The sequence below is a fragment of the Mucilaginibacter sp. UYNi724 genome (assembly GCF_054057495.1).
On sequence record NZ_JBSRZI010000006.1, the window covers coordinates 124,737 to 144,573 of the forward strand.

Here is a 19,837-nt window from a genome sequence, read left to right on the forward strand (position 1 = left end):
TTCTTACTATCTTCGCCCCATGTTAAAAAGATCGTTCGTTTTTTGCCTGTTTGTTTTTGCGCTTGCTTTAGGGTGTAATAAAAACGAGACGCTTTACAAGGTAGTAGGGGTGAAGGATGGCGATACAGTAGTGCTGCTCTCGTCCGATAACCAAAGCATCACCGTAAGGCTTGCCGAGATAGATTGCCCCGAAAAAAGCCAGGCGTTTGGGCAGGCTGCAAAGCAATTTACATCTAATCTTTGCTTCGGCAAAAAGGTAAAATTGATAGGCAATCAAAAAGACCGGTACGGCCGCACCGTTGCACAGATAGAACTGGAGAGCGGCATAAACGTAAACCACGAAATTGTAAAGCAGGGTTACGCCTGGCAATACCGTGCCTACTCAAAAAGTATGGAGCTTGCGATGTTAGAGCAGCACGCCCGCGAAGGCCACCTTGGCCTGTGGCAGGATGCTAACCCAACCCCGCCATGGAATTTTAGGACAGAAGCCAAAGTTCAAAGTGCGGAAAAGAAACTAACCAAAGCTAAAAGGCCATACAAAAAACGAAAAACACGTAAAAAGCGCGATACGGTAGAATTTTAGATTTTATAACTTTCAAAAGTTGTAAAATCTTTAACTGCTATTTATGTAACTTGCCTTAGATATTTATGCGGCACCAATTAGTTGGGCATCGTTTCAGATAATCAATATCCCGATAGCTATCGGGACACTAAATCACTAATTGTCTACATGAAAGTATTTAAGGCCATCCTTTCCGTCATATTTACAATAGCGCTTATCTGGGCGCTGCAAACCAAATTTGGGGACATCCCGCCGCTTGGCGAGTTCCTGAATCCATCCACAGGTTTTTGGCAAAACGCCGAAAGCAAGAACATTATCCCCACAGAAAACCTGAAACTAAAAGGCTTGCAAGGCAAGGTTACCGTTAAGTTTGACGAGAACATGGTACCCCATATTTTCGCGGAGAACGACCACGACCTGTACTACGTCCAAGGTTATTTAACCGCCAAAGCCCGCCTTTGGGAAATGGATATCCAAACCCGCAGCGCGGCCGGCAGACTATCGGAAATTGTTGGTCCCAAGGCTTTGGATATAGACCGTTACCACCGCCGCATGGGCATGACCTACGGCGCCGAACACACATTGCAAGGCATCATGAAAGACCCTGTAATGAGCAAGGTGATCAATGCCTATAGCGATGGGGTTAACGCATACATCAAGCAACTTAAGCCCGGTGGTTACCCTATTGAATTTAAATTGCTTGCCTATGCGCCCGAGGAGTGGAAGCCCATCAATTCGGCATATCTGTTAAAGTTAATGAGCGAAACACTGGCCGGCGGCTCAAACGAACTGGCCATGACCAACGTGCTGGATAAATATGGCGCGAAGGTAACCAAAGATCTGTTTCCCGATTACCCGATGCACGAAGACCCCATCATCCCTGCAGGCACAAAATGGGATTTTAAACCCTTGCCCATCCCGCAGCCACCTGCCGCTTTTAAAGCGCAGATGCTGGCAAGCATGCGCGATAAGGAAAAGATAGAAGGTATTGGCAGTAACAACTGGGCGGTAAGCGGCTCCAAAACGGCGTCGGGATACCCCATATTAGCAAACGACCCCCACCTGAATTTAACGCTGCCATCTATTTGGTACCAAATGCAAATGACCGCCCCCGGCGTAAACGTGTACGGCGTTACCCTGCCCGGTGCGCCTTGTGTGGTAATAGGCTATAACCAAAAAGTAAGCTGGGGCGTAACTAATGTAGATGCCGATATTTTAGACTGGTACCAGGTTAAATTTAAAGATGCCAGCCGCACCCAATATTGGTACAATAACAAATGGAATAAGGTAGACCGTAAGATAGAAACGATAAAGATTCGCGGAGAAAAGCCATTGATTGATACCGTTTTGTACACACACCACGGCCCTGTTGTTTATGACAATGCCGATATGGCTAAAAAAGGGCGCGGTAATGTGCCCGTAGGTAACGCCCTGCGCTGGATAGCGCATGACGAGAGCGACGAGTTCAAGACATTTTACTTATTAAACCGCGCTAAGAATTACTCCGACTATCGCGAAGCATTAAAATACTACACCGCCCCTGCGCAGAATTTTATTTTCGCATCCGCAGATAACGATATTGCCATTACGCCCAACGGTAAACTGCCGCTGAAGTATAAAGACCAGGGTAAATTTATTATGGATGGCGGCGACCCTGCTAACGACTGGCACGGCTGGATCCCGTCAGAGCAGAACCCAACGGTTAAGAACCCGCAGCGTGGTTTTGTAAGCTCGGCAAATCAATCGTCTACAGATCAAACTTATCCTTATTACATCAACTGGAAATTCGAAGGTTACGAACGCGGTAAACGCATTAACGACCGCCTTGGTGCTATGACAAAGGCTACCGCCGATAGCATGCGCGTTTTACAAACCGACGATTATAGCATCCGCGCGCAGGATATACTGCCAACCATGCTTAAATATCTGGATGCATCTAAACTGGATGACAACCAACTGGCCGCTTTAGATACTTTAAAAAAGTGGGATAAGTTTTGCGGAGCAAAATCGGTAGGGGCAAGCATATTTGGCAAGTGGTGGGTTAGGTTTTATACTTTTACCTGGCGCGATAGTTTCGAGGAGAAAGATAAATTATTGTACTTCCCAACCATGGATAGGACAGAGGCCCTGTTGATAAAAGAGCCAAACTCCAAATGGTTCGATAATGTCACAACCCCCGTAACCGAAACAGCAAGCGATGTGTTGATGGGCTCGTTTACTGCGGCTGTAAACGAATTGGTTAAGGAGCATGGCAATATGGGCAAAGCATGGCAATGGGGGCACGTAAAACCATTTGAGGTGAAGCACCTGGGTAATGTTCCGGGCCTGGGCTCGGGTAATTTTGTAAGCGGCGGCACAGGCTCAACTGTAAACGCGCTTATAGATGGGCACGGCCCGTCGTGGCGGATGGTAGTGCAGCTTGGTCCGCAGGTAAAGGGGTACGGCATAATCCCCGGCGGGCAATCTGGCAACCCCGGCAGTTTTTATTATGACGATATGCTAAAAACCTGGCAAGATGGTCAGCTGAAAGAACTGCTGTTCCTGCAATCGGCCACCCAAAATTCTAACAGAATAAAACGAACGTTAACCTTAAGCAAATAAGTATGTTATTCCCCGTAATATTATTACTCACGTTTATTTGCGGTTACCTGTTCCCCTGGTGGGTAAGCTGCATTATGGCGTTTGGCGCAGCCATCATTTTCGGTAAAAGATCAAGCTGGGCGTTTTGGTGCGGCTTCTGCGGTATTTCGCTGGCATGGGTAGCACTTGCCTTGCTAAAAAGTTTCCCTAACGAGCATATCCTGGCAACCCGCGTAGCCCATGTTTTCCATTTACCAAACTGGGGTTTGCTTCTGGTAGTAACCGCGCTCATCGGTGGCCTGGCAGGGGGGATGTCGGCATTGTCGGGGTGGTTGGTGAGGAGAGTTTTTGAGAAGGGGTGAGTATGGTAGAAAACAACAAAGAGACTTTTAACAGATTTAACCTATTATCTAATGCTTATAATTGAACCAGTAACTGATATAAGCTTTCCTTTCCACTGGGTTGATTTAAATTGTTACCCGGATAGTGATGCAAAAAGGGTAGAAATTTATTTGCCCGACGGCGAAGAACCAATAACCGGGATGGCCGATATGTTTGCAGAATTATTTTCGCCGATAGAAGAAGCAATATTTGTTTACAGCAAGGGATGGTGGGATTTTTGCCTCGATACATGGAATATTCATACAGACGTATACAGTTATGAGTTAGAAGATAAATCGATGCAAACGCAGCAATACCTCTCAATGCTTAACGATTCCAAAGTCCCCATCGGTTACAGCGGAGTTTGTAAGATGCTTAACTGCAAAATTTTTTTAGCGAAGATTTTGCCTTGTATAACAGATCATATTGCACCTTATAGCCCCATCTTTTTCTCCTCCAAATATCAACTGTTTTTTTATTTCCATCACACAGGCAGCATTGGGTTATATTACCGTGAAGAAGAACAGGTATTTCAAATACTTGAAAGGGCAAAACTTAGATATGTTGGGTAGCCCGTTCACTGGACGCAGTTTATAACTTATTCCCAAAATGTTGGGTTTTTCAACTTAAACAAAAAAGCCCAAACCATTATCTGGTCGGGGCTTTCAATTAAATATTATCGTCTAATTACAAAGCGCTTAAAGTAGCTTTCAAGTTTGTAACCGCAGGCGTTTTATCTGCTGCCCTTGCAAAGATATCTGCAGATGCGGTTGCTTCGCCGTAGTAAGCTTCGTTAGCGCTTTTGTTGATAGCCAGGTTTGATCCGTTTATGCTAATCCCTGCAAATAAACCTTTGCTGCGCGAGTAAGAGTAAACTTCGGCCTGTAATTTATAGTCTGTGCTGGCGGTACTGCTGCGGCCAACCGGCCCCGCTGCTGCCGATACATCGCCGCCAATAGTAAAGTCGCCGCTTTCAACCTTGGCTAAAACGCCCTTGTTGCGGAACACCAATACCATATCAACCGATTGTACACCTATCTGGAAACCGATGCTGCCACCGGTAAGAGTAATAAATACCGGGTCGCTCCATTTACCGTCAGCCAATTTAACCATGGCAACGCCTTGTCCGCGTTTGCCGCCAATACCAAAGCCCGCATTGATTAATTTGGGGATGATAACAATGCCCTCGTATTCCTCAATCAGTTCATGCGGGATACTTTCCTTCATCTTACTGAATTCTTTAATAACCTTAGTAGCATCGTTGATTTTCGCTATGCCTTTATCGTCGGCAGGTTTGGCAGATGCCAGTATAAAAAACGCGCTCAGTAAAAGCGGTAATGTTAAAAATTTTAATGTTTTCATTGTCGTGTCTGTTATAGATTTATGTTTCTATAACTCCAATCCGGAATATTTGTTGCAGTATTTCTTACAAAGCCTATTATACACGCTCAATTTTACATATATAACAGCATGCCCTCGAATTGCGGGCGTGCAAATATTCTACATCCGGTCGCTGTTCAAATATTTCGGCTATTAGTTCGTCTACATCTTTGTTACCTACGGGCTCAGTCAGCACCATCATTTGATCCTTGCTGTAGCCGATGAGTGTTAGAGGAAAACTTATAATGTCGGCTTTGATCTCGGGCGGGAAGCGGTAAATGTCACTATACTCCTCTACATCTTTTTTCTGGATAAACACCGGCCCGGGCTGGTTGTAGGCATTTTCAAGTTCGAACGGAGAATGTTTGAAAAGTAGCCGGGTATCAACACCTTTTTCAAATGGTTTTAATGAAACGCGACACGGGCCACGCCCGGTTGCCGGTTGCGCTATCACAGGGTTATTAAAAGCGTCAACCATGGTTTGCCTGATTTTTCGGGCCAAAGACGCATGCAGCGGTACAATTTTAAATATGTTCATCATGTTTTTTATTTAAATCAAAAGTGCAGCTACCCAAACTCAGGGAAAACCCGATACTTGCGCAATTATTTACATTCGTCTGCAAAATGCCAGTCCGCACATGTGCATAATCGCGCTATCTTTGTCCTCAACATGACAAAGCCCGGTAAACAGCAGGTATTCGCAATAAACAATGAGGATCGTTTTAACCAATTTGCTTTACAGATATTCCAATATCAGGCGGCGAATTGTGGCGTTTACAAGGCGTTTATTGGTGGTTTAAAGCTAAATCCGGCTACAATAAAGTCGGTTGAAGATATCCCGTTTTTGCCCGTTGAGTTTTTTAAAGCGCATAATATAGTTACTTCTACCGAGCCCGACGAGGTGGTTTTTACAAGTTCGGGCACCACGGGGATGATTACCAGCAGCCACCACGTAACGGATGTAAGCTGGTATGAACAGAGTTTTCGCCGGGCATTTCAATTGTTTTATGGCGACATAAAGGATTATACCGTGCTTGCCCTGTTACCCGCCTACCTGGAGCGCGAAGGTTCGTCTCTTATTTATATGGCGCAAGATCTGATCACGCAATCTGCAAATGCCAATAGCGGTTTTTACCTGTATAACCACGCAGAACTTTATGCCAAGCTTCAACAACAAAAAGAAGTGGGTAAACCCACTTTGCTTATCGGTGTAACGTTCGCTTTGTTAGATTTTGTTGATACATATAAAATAGACTTTCCCGAACTGATCGTAATGGAAACCGGCGGAATGAAGGGCCGCCGTAAAGAGATGATCCGCGATGAACTGCACAGCAAGCTTTGCGCAGGTTTCGGTGTAAACGCTATCCACTCAGAATACGGCATGACAGAACTTTTATCGCAAGCCTATTCAAAAGGAGAGGGGATCTTTAACTGCCCGCCCTGGATGCGCATCATCACGCGCGATACCAATGATCCGCTTACTTTGATAGGTGGAGGTAAAACAGGCGGCGTAAACATCATCGACCTGGCTAACATCAACTCCTGCTCTTTCATTGCCACGCAAGATCTGGGTAAGGTTTATGACGATGGCTCATTTGAAGTATTGGGGCGTTTTGATAATTCGGATATCCGCGGCTGTAATTTGCTGGTTGGGTAAGGCCTTTAATAAATACTTTACAGAACCTTCTCGTTTGGAGAGGGCATGGTGAGGCTACTCGATAAATATTATTAATTTTGCCCCAATTAAGAGCATTAATATCATGATAGATAAATTCTTACGCGACGAACAAGACCCTAAAACCGTTGAAAAAGTGTACAGCCGTTTGGTTGATCTGCTTACCACCGGCGAAGAAATTATATATATAGCTGTACAAAAAAAGCCGATAGTTAACCTATTCCCGGATTGTATAGCCATCACCAACAAACGCCTTTTATTTTTCACCCCGGCAAACCTTGGCCTGTCCATCAAGTTTGTGGATTTTGTGTGGAAGGATATTGTTGACGTTTTTACCAAAGAGGAGATTATTGGTGCGGTATTTAGTGCCAAAACCACCATCGGTACCGAAATGGGTGTAGATTACCTGCCCAAAGTACAAGCCCGCAAACTATACCAATACGCCCAGGAACGTAAAGAAGCCGAACGTGAAGCCCGCCGCCTGCGCGACCTGGAAGAAAAACGTGCCGAATCGGGTTCGTTAAATATCGACCATGCATCACCAACAGCCTTCCAGCCGGTTGCACAGCAGCCCGTTGCAGCCCTAACCCCGCCGCCTGCTCCGATAGCGCCACCCGTTGCCGAAGAGCCAAAAAAAGATGAACTTACCGAAAAACTAAAAAGACTGAAAACCCTATTCGAGAACGGACTGATCTCGCAGGAAGAATATAACCACAAGAAATTAGAATTGCTGAGGGATTTTTAGGAGGCCCCTGTAAATCTTCCCCGTAAGGGGAGACTTAGAATAAGTTTCTTAAGCCCTCCCTCGGGGAGGGTTTGGGTGGGGCTTGTTACAGCAACCTGTCATCAAAGCTAAAAGGGTGAGTACTAATAATACTCACCTTTTTTATGTCGGGGTGCCAGGGATTTAGTAAGTAATTGTATTCTTCGGGCACTACGGATGATGGTACTTTCATCATCAGGTACTTGGTTTCTTTAATGAACTGGTTACCCAGCGTTTTGAGTTCTGCGGGTGATGATGCATCCTGCCAATTGGCAGGTAGGGCTTTTACATCGAGCGTAAGGATGCTATGTTCAGGTGCTTCAATTTCAGCAATGCAAAAATTATCGGGCAATAAAAGAGGGGGAAGGTGCACCAATACTTCCAGCACTGCCAATGCCCGCGATGATGCCAGGTAAACCATCGATTTTCCTTCGCTGTTCCAGCGGCCACCATATAAGCGCGCGCCGGTGCCGTTAAGATCCTTGATGTAATTGCAGTTAGAGATCCGGTAGAGTATCATTTAAGCGAAAACGCCGTACTCTATGCGGCCAAGCTCTTTAAAAACCATATCAAACCCTGCGGATGTATCTAAAAAAGTAACCGGGGCCTCGCCATTAAATATCAGGCCCGGGGTTTTCATCCAAAGCTTAAACTTATCCATCGAGCCAAATACTTCTTCGCCGCGGGTATATAGCCTAACAAGCTCAACGGCTTTTTCGGCATACTCTGTTTTAATGATGGCATCATCCTCGTAACGTTGCAGTGTACGCTCTGAAATGTGCAGAATAGCGGCTAACTCCTGGATGTTAAGGGATATCTTTTTAGCTAATGCAAGCAAAGCTTTTTTAGGAAAGCCCTGGCGCGCCAGTTTAATGATGTCAAAATCTGAGGAAGTAGTTGCAGTTTTTGCACCACCTAACAAATTATAAAACGGGGTTGATGATACCTGGGTAATGTACATTGCCATAGGTTCATTAACCTCGTTTTTTACTGTATGTTTTATTTTGTACGACATTTATCCAAATATAAATACAATTTGTCGTATCTCAAAATTATTCTACAACAATTAAAAAATAATTCTTCTTGCCTTTTTGTGCTATTAAGTATTTGTTATTGATGAGTTTATCGCTTGCGTAAACATCATCGGCAGTGTTGACTTTTGCTTTGTTGATAGCTACGCCACCGCCCTGTATCATTTTCTTAGCTTCGCCTTTTGATGGGAACACGGTGGTTTTTACAGCTAACAGGTCTGATACGTTCATGCCTGCTTCCAAATCGCTTTTTGCAACGGCAAAGTTTGGCACTCCGCTAAATATGGCTAACAACTCGTCGTCGTTTAATTCGCTTAAAAACTCAATGCCTGTGTTGCCGAACAAAAACTCGGTAGATTTAATTGCCTTCTCAAAGCCTGCCTCCCCATGTACACGCAAGGTAATATCTTTCGCCAAAGCTTTTTGCAATACGCGGGTATGCGGTGCCGCATCGTGCTCTGTTTCCATAGCCTCGATAACCTCGCGCTCAAACAGTGTGAATATGCGGATATACGCCTTGGCGTCGACATCTGTAGTGTTTAGCCAAAACTGGTAAAACTGGTAGGGCGAGGTACGCACAGGGTCAAGCCACACGGCGCCGCTTTCGGTTTTACCGAATTTGGTACCATCTGCTTTTTTAATCAGTTGCGTGGTAAGGGCAAAAGCTTCGCCCTGGTCCTTACGGCGGATCAATTCTGTACCGGTAACAATATTGCCCCACTGGTCGCTGCCGCCCATTTGTAGCACACAGTTGTTGTGCTTCCACAAATAGTAAAAATCGTAACCCTGCACCAGTTGGTAAGTAAACTCTGTAAACGACATCCCGGTATCGCCCTCCAGGCGTTTCTTAACCGAATCCTTAGCCATCATATAATTAACGGTAAGGTGCTTGCCTATGTCGCGGATGAAATTTAAAAACGTGATGTTTTTGAACCAATCGTAATTGTTAACCATCTGGGCGCTATTGGCGCCGCTGTTAAAATCAAGGAATTTCTCCAGCTGCGCCTGTACCGATTTTAGGTTGTGGTTTAGCACATCCTCGCTCAGTAAATTACGCTCGGCAGATTTGCCCGACGGATCGCCCACCATGCCGGTAGCGCCGCCAACCAAAGCATACGGTTTATGCCCCGCGCGCTGAAAGTGAATCAGCGTCATGATCTGGGTGAGGTGGCCTACGTGCAACGAATCGGCAGTAGGGTCAAAACCAATATATCCCGACGCCATGCCTTTATTCAATAGTTCTTCGGTGCCGGGCATAATATCGTGCAGCATGCCCCTCCAGCGTAGTTCTTCAACAAAATTCATATTATAAATGTGCAAATGTGCGAATGTGCAAAGCTATAAATAATGTGCAGATGTGCAGATTTCAGATATGCAAATGTTTTGATTTGGCACACAGCTTTATTGATGATCTGCACATTTTAAATTTGCACATCCGCACATCTGTATTTCGTCATTATATTAATAATATCTGTGGATTGGTTTTACGCTTTAGCCCGATTTTTTGTATTTTGTTCAAATACGCCAGACGTACAAACGCCGTTTATGAATTTTTTATCGCACTATTATTTCGACCGGGACACCAACAACTGCTACTTTACCCTCGGTACTGTACTGCCCGATCTTTTAAAAAATGCCGATAAAGCCATCATCCTGCACCCCGAGAAACTGGTACATGCAAACCCACAAGTAAATGCAATTATAGCGGGCTGGAACAAACACTTGCTGGTTGATAAATACTTCCACTCGGCGAAATTTTTTTTGACACATTCCCACAATCTTAAAAACCTGCTGGCGCCGGTAATAACCGAATCGCCGGTTAAGCCTTTCTTTTTAGGGCATATCGCTATCGAGCTGATATTGGATAACCTGCTCATCACCACCAACGAAATAAACGTGAGCCAGTTTTACGACCATTTGGATAGCTGCGACGAAGCCATAATAGCGGAGTTCCTGCAATTTGCGGGCATGCTTAACCCGGAAGTTTTTTTTAAATTTCACGCCGAATTTAAACGCAGCCGATACCTTAATACCTATGTAAACATCCAGCAGATAACTTATGCCCTCAAGCGTATTTGCATGCGGGTATGGCGAAACCCTTTTACGCTGGAGCAGGAAGCACAGATGACCACCATCCTTTTAGATTACCGCCTCGAGCTGATGGATTTATTTATGAGTATTTATGATGAGATAGCGTATAAGCTTAATTCATCGGAACAATAAACCAGTTTCTTGCTTTACTTTGGAGGGGGTATCTTGCAAACAATCAGCGTATTTAGCTTGCATCTGTCGAAAAAACACCCAAAAGTTCCGCTTTTTATCCAAAAAGTGCTTGAAACCTTATAATTATCAGTAAAAAAGTTTTTACCAATAAAAAATATATACCTACCTTTGCAGTCCCAAACGAGTGTTGGGAAAAAGGAGTAAAATTTATTAATGGCAAAAAAGCAAGAAGCAGAAAAAGAATTACAAGCTAAGGAAGCTGAACTGGGTACAGTTACGGCAACCGCAGAAAAAGAAACAATTGAATCAGAAGCTGATTCAATATCAATCGAAGAGATTAAATCTCAGATCGCAGTAACACCAGACCAAGATTTTGACTGGGATGCAGACGACAAAAAATTTGGTAACTACAGCGATAGCGACCGCGAGCAATTAGAAAAACTTTACGACGGGACATTCAGTTCTATCACTAAAGGCGAAATTATCTCGGGTATTGTTGTAAACATCAATAACAAAGATGTGGTATTAAACATCGGATTTAAATCTGACGGTTTGGTATCTGTTTCTGAGTTCCGTGATACACCTGATCTTAAGATTGGTGATAGCGTTGAAGTATTTGTAGAATCACAAGAAGATGCTAACGGACAGTTGGTATTATCTCGTAAACGTGCAAAAACTCAAAAATCATGGGAGCGTATTAATTCGGCACTGGATAACGATGAGATCATCACAGGTTTTGTAAAAAGCCGTACTAAAGGTGGTTTAATTGTTGATATAATGGGCGTTGAGGCCTTTTTACCAGGTTCACAGATTGATATCAAACCTATCAGGGATTACGATATCTATGTGGGTAAAACAATGGAATTCAAAGTTGTTAAGATAAACCACGAGTTTAAAAACGTTGTGGTATCGCACAAAGTGCTTATCGAAGACGATCTTGAAAACCAAAAAACTGAAATTGTGGCCAAACTTGAAAAAGGCCAGGTATTGGAAGGTACCGTTAAAAACATTACCGACTTTGGTGTATTTATTGACCTTGGTGGTGTTGACGGTTTACTTCACATTACAGATATATCTTGGGGCCGTATCGAGCATCCGAGAGAAGTTCTTGCATTGGATCAGAAGATCAACGTTGTTGTTCTTGATTTTGATGACGAGAAAAAACGTATCGCTTTAGGTTTAAAACAACTTACGCCACACCCTTGGCAGTCGCTTGATACCGAATTGGTTATCGGCTCTAAGGTTAAAGGTAAAATTGTAACTGTTGCAGATTACGGCGCGTTCTTAGAAATTATCCCGGGTGTTGAAGGTTTGATCCACGTATCAGAAATGTCATGGTCTCAAAACTTACGTAACCCACAGGAATTCCTTAAAGTTGGCGACGAAGTTGAAGCTCAGGTATTAACCTTAGATCGCGACGAGCGCAAAATGAGTTTAGGTATCAAACAATTGACTCCTGACCCATGGCAAAACGCAGGCGCTAAATACGCCTCCGGCACTCAGCACATCGCTACTGTTAAAAACATGACCAACTTTGGTGTGTTTGTTGAACTGGAAGATGGTATTGACGGCTTGATCCACATCTCTGATCTATCATGGTCTAAAAAAGTAAACCACCCTAACGAATTTACTAAGGTAGGCGAAAAATTAGACGTAATAGTTCTTGAGCTTGATATCGATAACCGAAAATTAAGCTTAGGCCACAAACAGCTTGAAGAAAACCCTTGGGATACTTTTGAAACTATCTTCACTATCGATTCGATCCACGAAGGTACTGTGATAAAAGTAACTGATAAAGGTGCTATCGTAGCTTTACCTTACGGTGTGGAAGGCTTCTGCCCAACCAAACACCTGGTTAGAGAAGACGGTAAATCTGTAAAAGCTGAAGAAACTGCTGAATTCAAGATTATCGAATTCAACAAAGAAAACAAGCGTATTGTAATTTCACACTCACGTATATGGGAAGAAGCTCGCACTGATGCCCGTGTTCAGGAATTCGAAAACCGTAAAAAAGAAGCAAAATCTGCTAATAATGCGGTTAAGAAAGTGAAAGAATCAGTAGAGAAATCAACTTTAGGTGACCTTAGCGTTCTTGCTCAGTTAAAAGAGCAAATGGAAGGTGCAGAAAGCAAAGCGGCTAAAAAGCCGGCTGCTGCTCCTGCTGCTAAAAAAGCAGAACCAGAAGCTGAAGCTCCTGCTGCTGAAGAAACCGAAGAAGTTTAATCTTTTAAAGTTTATATACAAAAGCCTCCCGATTAATCGGGAGGCTTTTTTTGTACCTTGTGCTATAATATGAGCAAACTGCAGAATGCAAGTAAATTAATTAGCTACTGGCTTAGACATAGCCCCGCTGATGCAAATTTATCTGCCAATGAATTTGGATGGGTTAGCCTGCCCGGCTTGATAAACGCATTAGAAGCTAACGGCGTTAATTTAACTGTTGATGAGATTGTAATACTTAATTTATCGTTTGATAAAATCAGGTGGGAGTTCGATAATGTAAAGCAGCTAATACGCGCAACACATGGCCACTCCATCTCAGTTATTGTTAGCGAAAGTCAGGCTGTTCCCCCCGAAGTGCTCTATCACGGTACTACAGTAGATAGCCTCACTAAAATAATTTTAGAAGGCTTGAAACCAATGGGCAGGCAGTATATACATCTTTCATCAAGTAAAGATGTTGCAATTGATGTTGCCCGTCGCCATGGCAAACCGCTTATTATTGAGATTGCTGCAAAAGATATTCACGATAATGGAGACATATTTTATAAAACCAGCGATAATGTTTGGCTTGCACTTCATGTGCCATTACCAAATATTAGCATAAGCGGCTGGCATGGGGTAACCAGAGATGAAAAAGAGCGATTACTTAAGGAATTAAAGCGCGAACTTAGTTATAACTACAACATATTGAGGGGAGTTAACGATCTTACATTGATTCTTCGTCGTCACGACTTGGATGATTGCTTGTTTTTACACATGCCAACAGGAAAAGTGTACGAATTGCACCTCATCTGGAATATAGAAGAGTCACCTAATTTTCCGAGCACGGTTGAATTTCAATCTTTAGCAGCGTGGATAAACTCCAGTATCTTCGAAGAATAATGGTTCTGTGATCGGTGTTATCACCGTACCAATTCCTGATTGACTTCTACAGCTTATTTACCAACTAATCGCAAAACGCTATTCGCTACTCACTAAAAATTAGTACTTTTGCCCAAATCCACCCATACGATGCAAAACTTAACGCTGCTCGACGGTCAAAAATTCCAAATCACTATTCAGCGTTTATGTCGTCAATTGATCGAAAACCATAATGATTTTTCGAGCTCGGTTTTAATTGGCATACAGCCACGCGGCATATACCTGGCTAAACGGGTAGCCGACGAATTAAGAAAGATTTTACCGGATAGCAAAATTGAACAGGGAGACCTGGATATTACCTTTTACCGCGACGATTTTCGCCGCCAGGGTTCGCCATTAGTGCCCAACCAAACCAAGATAGATTTTATAATAGAAGGTAAAAAGGTAATTATGATGGATGATGTGCTGTGGACAGGCCGCACCATCCGCGCCGCTATGGATGCCATGCAGGCATTTGGCAGGCCCGAAAAGGTGGAACTGCTGGCGCTTGTAGACAGGAGATACTCGCGCCACATACCTGTTTCGGCAGATTATGTTGGGATAGAGGTAGATTCCATCGCATCGCAAAAAGTAGTGGTGAGCTGGAAGGAAACTGACGGCGAAGACAGAATTGTGCTGGTATCGGATAGCCTCACCTAAATCCTCTCCGAGGGAGAGGACTTAAAATCAGGCGTCATTGCGAGGAACGAAGCAATCTCCAGATAGAAGGAAATGAATATTAAGGGAAATAAATTCGAAATTGAACATTCGAAATAATATATGGCATTAAGCACAAGACATCTGTTAGGAATTAAGGACTTAAATAGGTCGGATATCGAACTGATATTTGAAACAGCCGATAATTTTAAAACGGTGCTGAACAGGCCGATCAAAAAAGTGCCGTCGCTGCGCGATGTTACCATTGCCAATATCTTCTTCGAGAACTCGACCCGTACCCGCCTTTCGTTTGAACTGGCCGAAAAGAGGCTATCTGCCGATGTGGTGAACTTTGCTGCTTCCTCCTCATCGGTTAGCAAGGGCGAAACCCTGATTGATACCGTTAATAATATACTCGCCATGAAGGTTGATATGGTGGTAATGCGCCATCCATACGCAGGGGCGGGCATCTTCCTGCAAAAACATGTAAAGGCCCAGATAGTAAACGCCGGCGATGGCGCACACGAGCACCCGACACAGGCACTTCTCGATGCCTTCTCTATCCGGGAACGTTATGGCGATGTAGCCGGTAAAAAGGTAGTGATAGTGGGGGATATATTGCACTCGCGCGTGGCGCTGTCAAACATCCTTTGCCTTAAACAGTTAGGCGCCGAAGTAATGGTTTGCGGGCCAACAACGCTCATCCCTAAATACATTGGTTCGCTTGGGGTTAAGGTGGAGCACAACCTGATCAAAGCCCTAAACTGGTGCGATGTCGCCAACATGCTGCGCATTCAGCTGGAGCGCCAGGATATTAAATATTTCCCGAGCTTGCGAGAATACACCATGATGTTTGGCCTTAACAAACAAATACTGGACAGCCTCGATAAAGAGATAACCGTAATGCACCCCGGGCCCATAAACCGCGGTGTGGAAATTACCAGTGATGTTGCCGACAGCAAACAATCCATCATACTTGACCAGGTAGAGAATGGCGTAGCCATCCGCATGGCAGTGCTTTATCTGTTGGCCGGGCAAACACCGTAAGGTTTGTGCTAAGTTATATCTGGCGGTTTAAGTCCAGATCGAGCCACAGAAAGGTTTCCGGCTTGTCGTCCTGGCCCCAAAATGTGACTATCTCCATCACCGTGTCTACAGTGATTTTGTAGATGTACCGTGCGCCATTGCGTTCCCATTGGCTGGCTACACTGCCATCGCCGTTATAAGCAACAATAACAAAGGCATCGCGGTTGTCCTGGTATCCGTAAATCACGTAAAGGTAGCCTTGCCAAATCAAAACTGGCGACAGGCGATCGTACATTTTGCCGCTTTCGGCCTCAACTACAGTCAGATGCAAACCCTCGTAATGTGCAGGTAATCTTTTAGCAAGTAGGTATTCAGCAACAGGTTCCATAAATTTTGATAAGGTTTAATTTATTGCAATTTAATACACTGCTCTTTTGAGCACAAGTTGTTTTTAGCTTTTTAATACCCCTCTTTTCACCTATTTCAATATTTTCTCTGCCACTTTCAACCCACTCGTGAGTGCCGCCTCAACCGTACCCATCGCTGTGCCATCATAAAGGTATTCGCCGGCGAAGAAGATAGTATCTTCAATAGGTGTGTTCAATACCTTGCGTGCTTCGGGGGCTTCAACAGTATCGTAGGCGTAGGAGCCACGGCTAAAGGGATCAGCAGTCCAGTTCATGATGCGGTAGGCGATGAGTTTTCCTTTCAGTTCCACAAGATCCACCTTAAAAATATTAGCTAACGATCGCAGGCCTTGTTCCATAATTTCTGCATCAGGAGTGTTGATCTTATTAGCTGCTGCGGGGCCTCCTATCCAGCCGGTGAGTACGGTGGAGTGGTTAGGTACTTGGGTCCACCAGGTCGGGATCTCTTCATCGCTGAACAGGTAGCCCATTTTATCAACGTTTTTACCCGCCATCTTCTGCGTTTTAGCATCCAGCCAAAAGGCGGTATCAAACTTAAACAAAAGCTTTATTACTGAACCAAAACCCATTTGCTGTATAGCTTTACTATGTTCAAATATCGGCGGGCTAAAACTTATCGTCCCACTTTCTCTTTCTGCTGCCTTTAATACGCCCAAGGGCATTGCTATCAATAGTTGCCCGGCTTCGTAGATGGCGCCATCGTCAGTAGTGGCTTTAACGCAACCGTTTTCCCATTCGATGGAGTTAACAACCGCGTTTAGGTAAATTTGCCCGTTCTTACTTTTGCATTCGTTAGCCAGGTAGGTTATCATGCTGCAATAGCCGCCCTTCAGCCTGTGCTGGGCATCCATGTCTTCGTGCTCCCATTCTGTACGCAGGGCAAAGGTGCTGGCATCTCGCGGGTCGGCGGTATCGTATCCGGATACATAACTCCATACGGAGTTGCGCAGCTCCTCATATTTATCTCCCGGAAATTCCCTGTTCAAAAACTCCCAGATGTTGGTGTCTTCCTTCAGCTCGTTGAGGCGTTTGATGAGCAGGTCCCAATCTGCTATCACCATACTGTTCTCCTCGAACTTGCCATTTTTATAACGCCACATTTCGGCATTGGCGCTATGGTATTCGATGCCTGCTTCTTTTAACAGGTTTAGGGTTGTTGGCAGGTCGCCGTGTATGAATTCGGCACCAAGCTCGGTATCCTTAAAAAATAGCTCGTCGCTTAAAGTGTGGATGCGGCCACCTGTGCGGTTGCGTGCTTCCAGCACTGTGACTTGTTTGCCGCCATTGCTAAGGGTGCGCGCAGCCATTAAACCGGCAGCGCCTGCCCCAATAATTAAGATGTTGCTTTTCATACGATAGTAACGCAAGGTAAAAATTATGGGTGGAAGAGGCAAGGGGCCGGGTGAGGCCATCTGCGATTTACTCACCCGTCATCGCTACGCTCGACTGCCCTCTCTTCGCTACGCGCAAAGAGGGCTTTATAAAAGAGCAATTTCTTACACTCTCTGCTTCTCAAAGAGGGTAAAAAGGAAAATCCGACTTCCTTTCCTTTGGAGAGGGCTGGGGAGAGGCTACATTTCTACACCTACTTATCTATGTTTCTCTTATTTTAGCGAAAACTATCTGCAGGTTGCTCTGTACCCCTATAACATGAAACAATATTTTAAGGTTGACGAGTGGAAGATCATCGAGGAAGGGTTCGACCCGGCGTATCACAAGGTTGCCGAAAGCGTTTTTAGCCTGGGCAACGGACGTATGGGGCAGCGCGCCAATTTTGAGGAAGCCTACAGCGGCGAAACCCTGCAGGGCAACTATGTGGCGGGCGTTTATTATCCCGATAAAACCCGTGTAGGCTGGTGGAAAAACGGCTACCCCGAATACTTTGCGAAAGTTTTAAATGCCGCCAACTGGATCGGGATCGATGTTTGGATAGGTGACGAACAACTCGACTTGGCCAAATGGGAAGTGCTCGACTTTAAGCGCGAGCTAAACATGCAGGAGGGGTATCTGCACCGAAATACGCTGGTTAAAAGCCCAAAAGGTATAGTAGTACGGATAGAAAGCACCCGCTTTTGTAGCATTGTGGATGACGAGATGGGGGCAATCTCTTATACGGTAACCTGTACTGATAATTCTAACCAGATCAGACTTATACCCTTTATCGATGGCGATATCATCAATGTGGATTCGAACTACGGCGAGAAGTTTTGGGATGAAGTTAAAAAGGAAGCAAGCAATGATACGGGCTTGTTACAGATGCGCACCAAAAAGACGGGATTTGAGGTGGCAACTGCTATGAAAGTTTCGCTTTACAGGGGTGGTAAGCCCGAAGCGTTTTTATCAAAGTCCATCCAAAAAGAAAAATATATTGGCGCGGAAATAACTGTAAATGCGGTGGGAGGGCAACCTATTTCTTTATATAAGTATGTAGCTAACCTATCATCGCAAAACCACAACGCTGAAGAACTTGCCCGGAATGCACTTGCTAAAGTTGAGTCAGTCGGCAAAAAACATTTTGCTACCCTGCTCAACCAACAGCGCCTGGCGTGGGAAGAAAAGTGGAAACAGAACGATATAATAATAGAAGGCGATGCCGCCGCCCAGCAAGGCATCCGCTTTAACATATTCCAGCTTAACCAAACTTATACAGGTGAGGACGACCGGTTGAACATCGGCCCCAAAGGCTTTACCGGCGAAAAATACGGCGGATCTACCTATTGGGATACCGAGGCGTATTGTGTGCCTTTTTACCTTGCCACGGCAGATCAAAAGGTTGCCCGCAATTTGCTTTTGTACCGTTATAAACAATTGGGCAAGGCCATTGATAACGCCAAACTTTTAGGTTTTAAGGATGGCGCGGCGCTATACCCTATGGTTACTATGGATGGCACCGAATGCCATAACGAGTGGGAGATTACCTTCGAAGAGATTCACCGCAACGGGGCTATCGCATTCGCAATTTTTAACTACGTGCGCTATACAGGTGATGAGGCTTACCTAACCGATTACGGGCTGGAAGTGCTGATCGCTATTTCGCGTTTTTGGGCGCAGCGAATCACTTGGTCGGCAGATAAACAGCAGTATGTTATGTTGGGCGTAACCGGGCCAAACGAATATGAGAACAACGTTAACAACAACTGGTACACCAGCACCATCGCCGTATGGTGTTTAAAATATACCATCGACGCAATTGGCAAGGTAAAAGACGCCAACGCCGCAAAGTATAAAGACCTTATAGCTAAGATAACTTTCCGCGAGGAGCAGGAATGCGAAAAATTTGCGGATATCATCGACAAGATGTATTTCGGGCATGATGATAAATTGGGCATCTTTTTACAACAGGACGGCTACCTGGATAAAGAACAGATCCTGGTAAAAGATTTAGCCGCTTCTGAGCAGCCGCTGGTAAAAAAATGGAGTTGGGACAGGATACTGCGCTCGGTTTATATCAAGCAAGCTGATGTGTTGCAGGGTTTATATTTCCTGGAGGATAATTATGACATCGATACCATCCGCAGGAACTATGATTTCTACGAACCACGAACGGTGCACGAGTCGTCGCTCTCGCCCTGCGTGCATGCTATATTAGCCGCCAAACTGGGCGATGTTGAGCGCGCCTACCAGTTTTACCTACGCACCTCAAGGTTGGATATCGACGATTATAATGACGATACCGACGATGGCTGCCACATCACGTCCATGGCAGGCACCTGGATGAGTGTGGTAGAAGGTTTTGGCGGGATGCGCGTTAAAGATGGCATGCTGTCATTCAACCCTTTGCTACCTGCCGAATGGAAAGCGCTGTCGTTTAAGGTTGGGTTTAGGGGCGTGCTACTTGATGTTAAAATAATTAAGGGGAAGGTATCTGTCAAAAATAATTCGGATAGGGACATTGTAATTAAAGTTTTCAATGAAGAGCATGCTATAGGAGCCAACGCTGAAAAATCAATAACATAACGCCCGTTCAAGCGTCCACGCTTGAATGATAGATGATATGAGCGTCCACGC

19 protein-coding genes are annotated in these 19,837 nt (G+C 44.7%); 12 read left to right on the forward strand and 7 right to left on the reverse strand.

Going from position 1 to position 19,837, the window contains the following annotated elements; translation table 11 throughout:
* Nucleotides 1-19 precede the first annotated feature (19 nt).
* The 4 genes from ACVW0P_RS10850 to ACVW0P_RS10865 all read left to right on the forward strand — a co-directional run bounded on the left by ACVW0P_RS10850 (nt 20) and on the right by ACVW0P_RS10865 (nt 4,095).
* Nucleotides 20-583 (forward strand): thermonuclease family protein, encoded by a 564-nt coding sequence (locus ACVW0P_RS10850; protein ID WP_457132109.1) that lies wholly within the window; start codon nt 20-22, stop codon nt 581-583.
* Between the two features lie 147 nt (nt 584-730).
* Nucleotides 731-3,163 (forward strand): penicillin acylase family protein, encoded by a 2,433-nt coding sequence (locus ACVW0P_RS10855; RefSeq protein WP_457132110.1) that lies wholly within the window; start codon nt 731-733, stop codon nt 3,161-3,163.
* A 2-nt stretch (nt 3,164-3,165) separates the two neighbouring features.
* The gene (locus ACVW0P_RS10860; protein WP_457132111.1) at nt 3,166-3,504 is read left to right on the forward strand and encodes a hypothetical protein; all 339 of its coding nucleotides are present in this window, start codon (nt 3,166-3,168) and stop codon (nt 3,502-3,504) included.
* A gap of 51 nt (nt 3,505-3,555) precedes the next feature.
* A complete protein-coding gene (locus ACVW0P_RS10865) occupies nt 3,556-4,095 on the forward strand; it encodes a hypothetical protein (RefSeq protein ID WP_457132112.1) in 540 nt (179 codons plus the stop codon).
* Between the two features lie 115 nt (nt 4,096-4,210).
* Here the strand turns inward: ACVW0P_RS10865 and ACVW0P_RS10870 are convergent, their stop codons facing one another.
* The gene (locus ACVW0P_RS10870; protein ID WP_354431216.1) at nt 4,211-4,885 is read right to left on the reverse strand and encodes a lipid-binding SYLF domain-containing protein; all 675 of its coding nucleotides are present in this window, start codon (nt 4,883-4,885) and stop codon (nt 4,211-4,213) included.
* 76 nt (nt 4,886-4,961) lie between these two features.
* Nucleotides 4,962-5,444 carry a DUF1203 domain-containing protein gene (locus tag ACVW0P_RS10875; protein ID WP_457132113.1) on the reverse strand — a complete coding sequence of 161 codons (483 nt, stop codon included), beginning with the start codon at nt 5,442-5,444 and terminating at the stop codon, nt 4,962-4,964.
* 129 nt (nt 5,445-5,573) lie between these two features.
* Between ACVW0P_RS10875 and ACVW0P_RS10880 the strand changes: the two genes are divergently transcribed.
* A complete protein-coding gene (locus tag ACVW0P_RS10880; RefSeq protein WP_457132114.1) occupies nt 5,574-6,560 on the forward strand; it encodes a LuxE/PaaK family acyltransferase in 987 nt (328 codons plus the stop codon).
* 103 nt (nt 6,561-6,663) lie between these two features.
* On the forward strand, nt 6,664-7,323 hold the full coding sequence (locus tag ACVW0P_RS10885; RefSeq protein ID WP_457132115.1) for a PH domain-containing protein: 660 nt from the start codon (nt 6,664-6,666) through the stop codon (nt 7,321-7,323).
* Between the two features lie 85 nt (nt 7,324-7,408).
* Here ACVW0P_RS10885 and ACVW0P_RS10890 read toward each other — a convergent pair whose 3' ends face one another.
* From ACVW0P_RS10890 to tyrS, 3 genes are read right to left on the reverse strand one after another with little or no spacing between them, the layout of a single operon-like run.
* The gene (locus ACVW0P_RS10890; protein WP_457132116.1) at nt 7,409-7,861 is read right to left on the reverse strand and encodes an RES family NAD+ phosphorylase; all 453 of its coding nucleotides are present in this window, start codon (nt 7,859-7,861) and stop codon (nt 7,409-7,411) included.
* On the reverse strand, nt 7,862-8,356 hold the full coding sequence (parS, locus tag ACVW0P_RS10895) for a type II RES/Xre toxin-antitoxin system antitoxin (protein ID WP_457132117.1): 495 nt from the start codon (nt 8,354-8,356) through the stop codon (nt 7,862-7,864).
* Nucleotides 8,357-8,393: 37 nt separating this feature from the next.
* A complete protein-coding gene (gene tyrS, locus ACVW0P_RS10900) occupies nt 8,394-9,677 on the reverse strand; it encodes a tyrosine--tRNA ligase (RefSeq protein WP_457132118.1) in 1,284 nt (427 codons plus the stop codon).
* Between the two features lie 240 nt (nt 9,678-9,917).
* Here tyrS and ACVW0P_RS10905 point away from each other — a divergent pair, with 240 nt between their 5' ends.
* The 5 genes from ACVW0P_RS10905 (at nt 9,918) to ACVW0P_RS10925 (ending at nt 15,422) form a co-directional block, all read left to right on the forward strand.
* Complete coding sequence (locus ACVW0P_RS10905; RefSeq protein ID WP_457132119.1) at nt 9,918-10,595, forward strand: ACP phosphodiesterase; 678 nt, start codon at nt 9,918-9,920, stop codon at nt 10,593-10,595.
* Between the two features lie 213 nt (nt 10,596-10,808).
* Nucleotides 10,809-12,818, forward strand: coding sequence for a 30S ribosomal protein S1 (rpsA, locus tag ACVW0P_RS10910; RefSeq protein WP_354431208.1), 2,010 nt, complete (start codon nt 10,809-10,811; stop codon nt 12,816-12,818).
* Between the two features lie 69 nt (nt 12,819-12,887).
* Complete coding sequence (locus tag ACVW0P_RS10915) at nt 12,888-13,700, forward strand: RNA 2'-phosphotransferase (RefSeq protein WP_457132120.1); 813 nt, start codon at nt 12,888-12,890, stop codon at nt 13,698-13,700.
* A 129-nt stretch (nt 13,701-13,829) separates the two neighbouring features.
* Nucleotides 13,830-14,378, forward strand: a complete 549-nt coding sequence (gene pyrR, locus ACVW0P_RS10920) for a bifunctional pyr operon transcriptional regulator/uracil phosphoribosyltransferase PyrR (RefSeq protein WP_457132121.1) — start codon at nt 13,830-13,832, stop codon at nt 14,376-14,378.
* Nucleotides 14,379-14,498: 120 nt separating this feature from the next.
* Complete coding sequence (locus ACVW0P_RS10925; protein WP_354431206.1) at nt 14,499-15,422, forward strand: aspartate carbamoyltransferase catalytic subunit; 924 nt, start codon at nt 14,499-14,501, stop codon at nt 15,420-15,422.
* Nucleotides 15,423-15,435: 13 nt separating this feature from the next.
* Here ACVW0P_RS10925 and ACVW0P_RS10930 read toward each other — a convergent pair whose 3' ends face one another.
* Together ACVW0P_RS10930 and ACVW0P_RS10935 are read right to left on the reverse strand one after the other, a co-directional pair.
* Nucleotides 15,436-15,789, reverse strand: coding sequence for a hypothetical protein (locus tag ACVW0P_RS10930; protein ID WP_457132122.1), 354 nt, complete (start codon nt 15,787-15,789; stop codon nt 15,436-15,438).
* 90 nt (nt 15,790-15,879) lie between these two features.
* A complete protein-coding gene (locus ACVW0P_RS10935; RefSeq protein ID WP_457132123.1) occupies nt 15,880-17,181 on the reverse strand; it encodes a flavin monoamine oxidase family protein in 1,302 nt (433 codons plus the stop codon).
* A gap of 298 nt (nt 17,182-17,479) precedes the next feature.
* Here ACVW0P_RS10935 and ACVW0P_RS10940 point away from each other — a divergent pair, with 298 nt between their 5' ends.
* The gene (locus tag ACVW0P_RS10940; protein ID WP_457132124.1) at nt 17,480-19,786 is read left to right on the forward strand and encodes a family 65 glycosyl hydrolase domain-containing protein; all 2,307 of its coding nucleotides are present in this window, start codon (nt 17,480-17,482) and stop codon (nt 19,784-19,786) included.
* The last annotated feature ends 51 nt before the right edge of the window (nt 19,787-19,837 follow it).

Bases quoted from the DNA above. Each gene is read 5' to 3' on its own strand.
- ACVW0P_RS10865 (WP_457132112.1), top strand. From the start codon at position 3,556: ATGCTTATAATTGAACCAGTAACTGATATAAGCTTTCCTTTCCACTGG.
- tyrS (WP_457132118.1), bottom strand. From the start codon at position 9,677: ATGAATTTTGTTGAAGAACTACGCTGGAGGGGCATGCTGCACGATATT.
- ACVW0P_RS10860 (WP_457132111.1), top strand. From the start codon at position 3,166: ATGTTATTCCCCGTAATATTATTACTCACGTTTATTTGCGGTTACCTG.
- ACVW0P_RS10850 (WP_457132109.1), top strand. From the start codon at position 20: ATGTTAAAAAGATCGTTCGTTTTTTGCCTGTTTGTTTTTGCGCTTGCT.
- ACVW0P_RS10940 (WP_457132124.1), top strand. From the start codon at position 17,480: ATGAAACAATATTTTAAGGTTGACGAGTGGAAGATCATCGAGGAAGGG.
- ACVW0P_RS10935 (WP_457132123.1), bottom strand. From the start codon at position 17,181: ATGAAAAGCAACATCTTAATTATTGGGGCAGGCGCTGCCGGTTTAATG.
- ACVW0P_RS10855 (WP_457132110.1), top strand. From the start codon at position 731: ATGAAAGTATTTAAGGCCATCCTTTCCGTCATATTTACAATAGCGCTT.
- ACVW0P_RS10880 (WP_457132114.1), top strand. From the start codon at position 5,574: ATGACAAAGCCCGGTAAACAGCAGGTATTCGCAATAAACAATGAGGAT.
- pyrR (WP_457132121.1), top strand. From the start codon at position 13,830: ATGCAAAACTTAACGCTGCTCGACGGTCAAAAATTCCAAATCACTATT.
- ACVW0P_RS10915 (WP_457132120.1), top strand. From the start codon at position 12,888: ATGAGCAAACTGCAGAATGCAAGTAAATTAATTAGCTACTGGCTTAGA.
- ACVW0P_RS10930 (WP_457132122.1), bottom strand. From the start codon at position 15,789: ATGGAACCTGTTGCTGAATACCTACTTGCTAAAAGATTACCTGCACAT.
- ACVW0P_RS10890 (WP_457132116.1), bottom strand. From the start codon at position 7,861: ATGATACTCTACCGGATCTCTAACTGCAATTACATCAAGGATCTTAAC.
- ACVW0P_RS10925 (WP_354431206.1), top strand. From the start codon at position 14,499: ATGGCATTAAGCACAAGACATCTGTTAGGAATTAAGGACTTAAATAGG.
- rpsA (WP_354431208.1), top strand. From the start codon at position 10,809: ATGGCAAAAAAGCAAGAAGCAGAAAAAGAATTACAAGCTAAGGAAGCT.
- ACVW0P_RS10875 (WP_457132113.1), bottom strand. From the start codon at position 5,444: ATGATGAACATATTTAAAATTGTACCGCTGCATGCGTCTTTGGCCCGA.
- parS (WP_457132117.1), bottom strand. From the start codon at position 8,356: ATGTCGTACAAAATAAAACATACAGTAAAAAACGAGGTTAATGAACCT.
- ACVW0P_RS10870 (WP_354431216.1), bottom strand. From the start codon at position 4,885: ATGAAAACATTAAAATTTTTAACATTACCGCTTTTACTGAGCGCGTTT.
- ACVW0P_RS10885 (WP_457132115.1), top strand. From the start codon at position 6,664: ATGATAGATAAATTCTTACGCGACGAACAAGACCCTAAAACCGTTGAA.
- ACVW0P_RS10905 (WP_457132119.1), top strand. From the start codon at position 9,918: ATGAATTTTTTATCGCACTATTATTTCGACCGGGACACCAACAACTGC.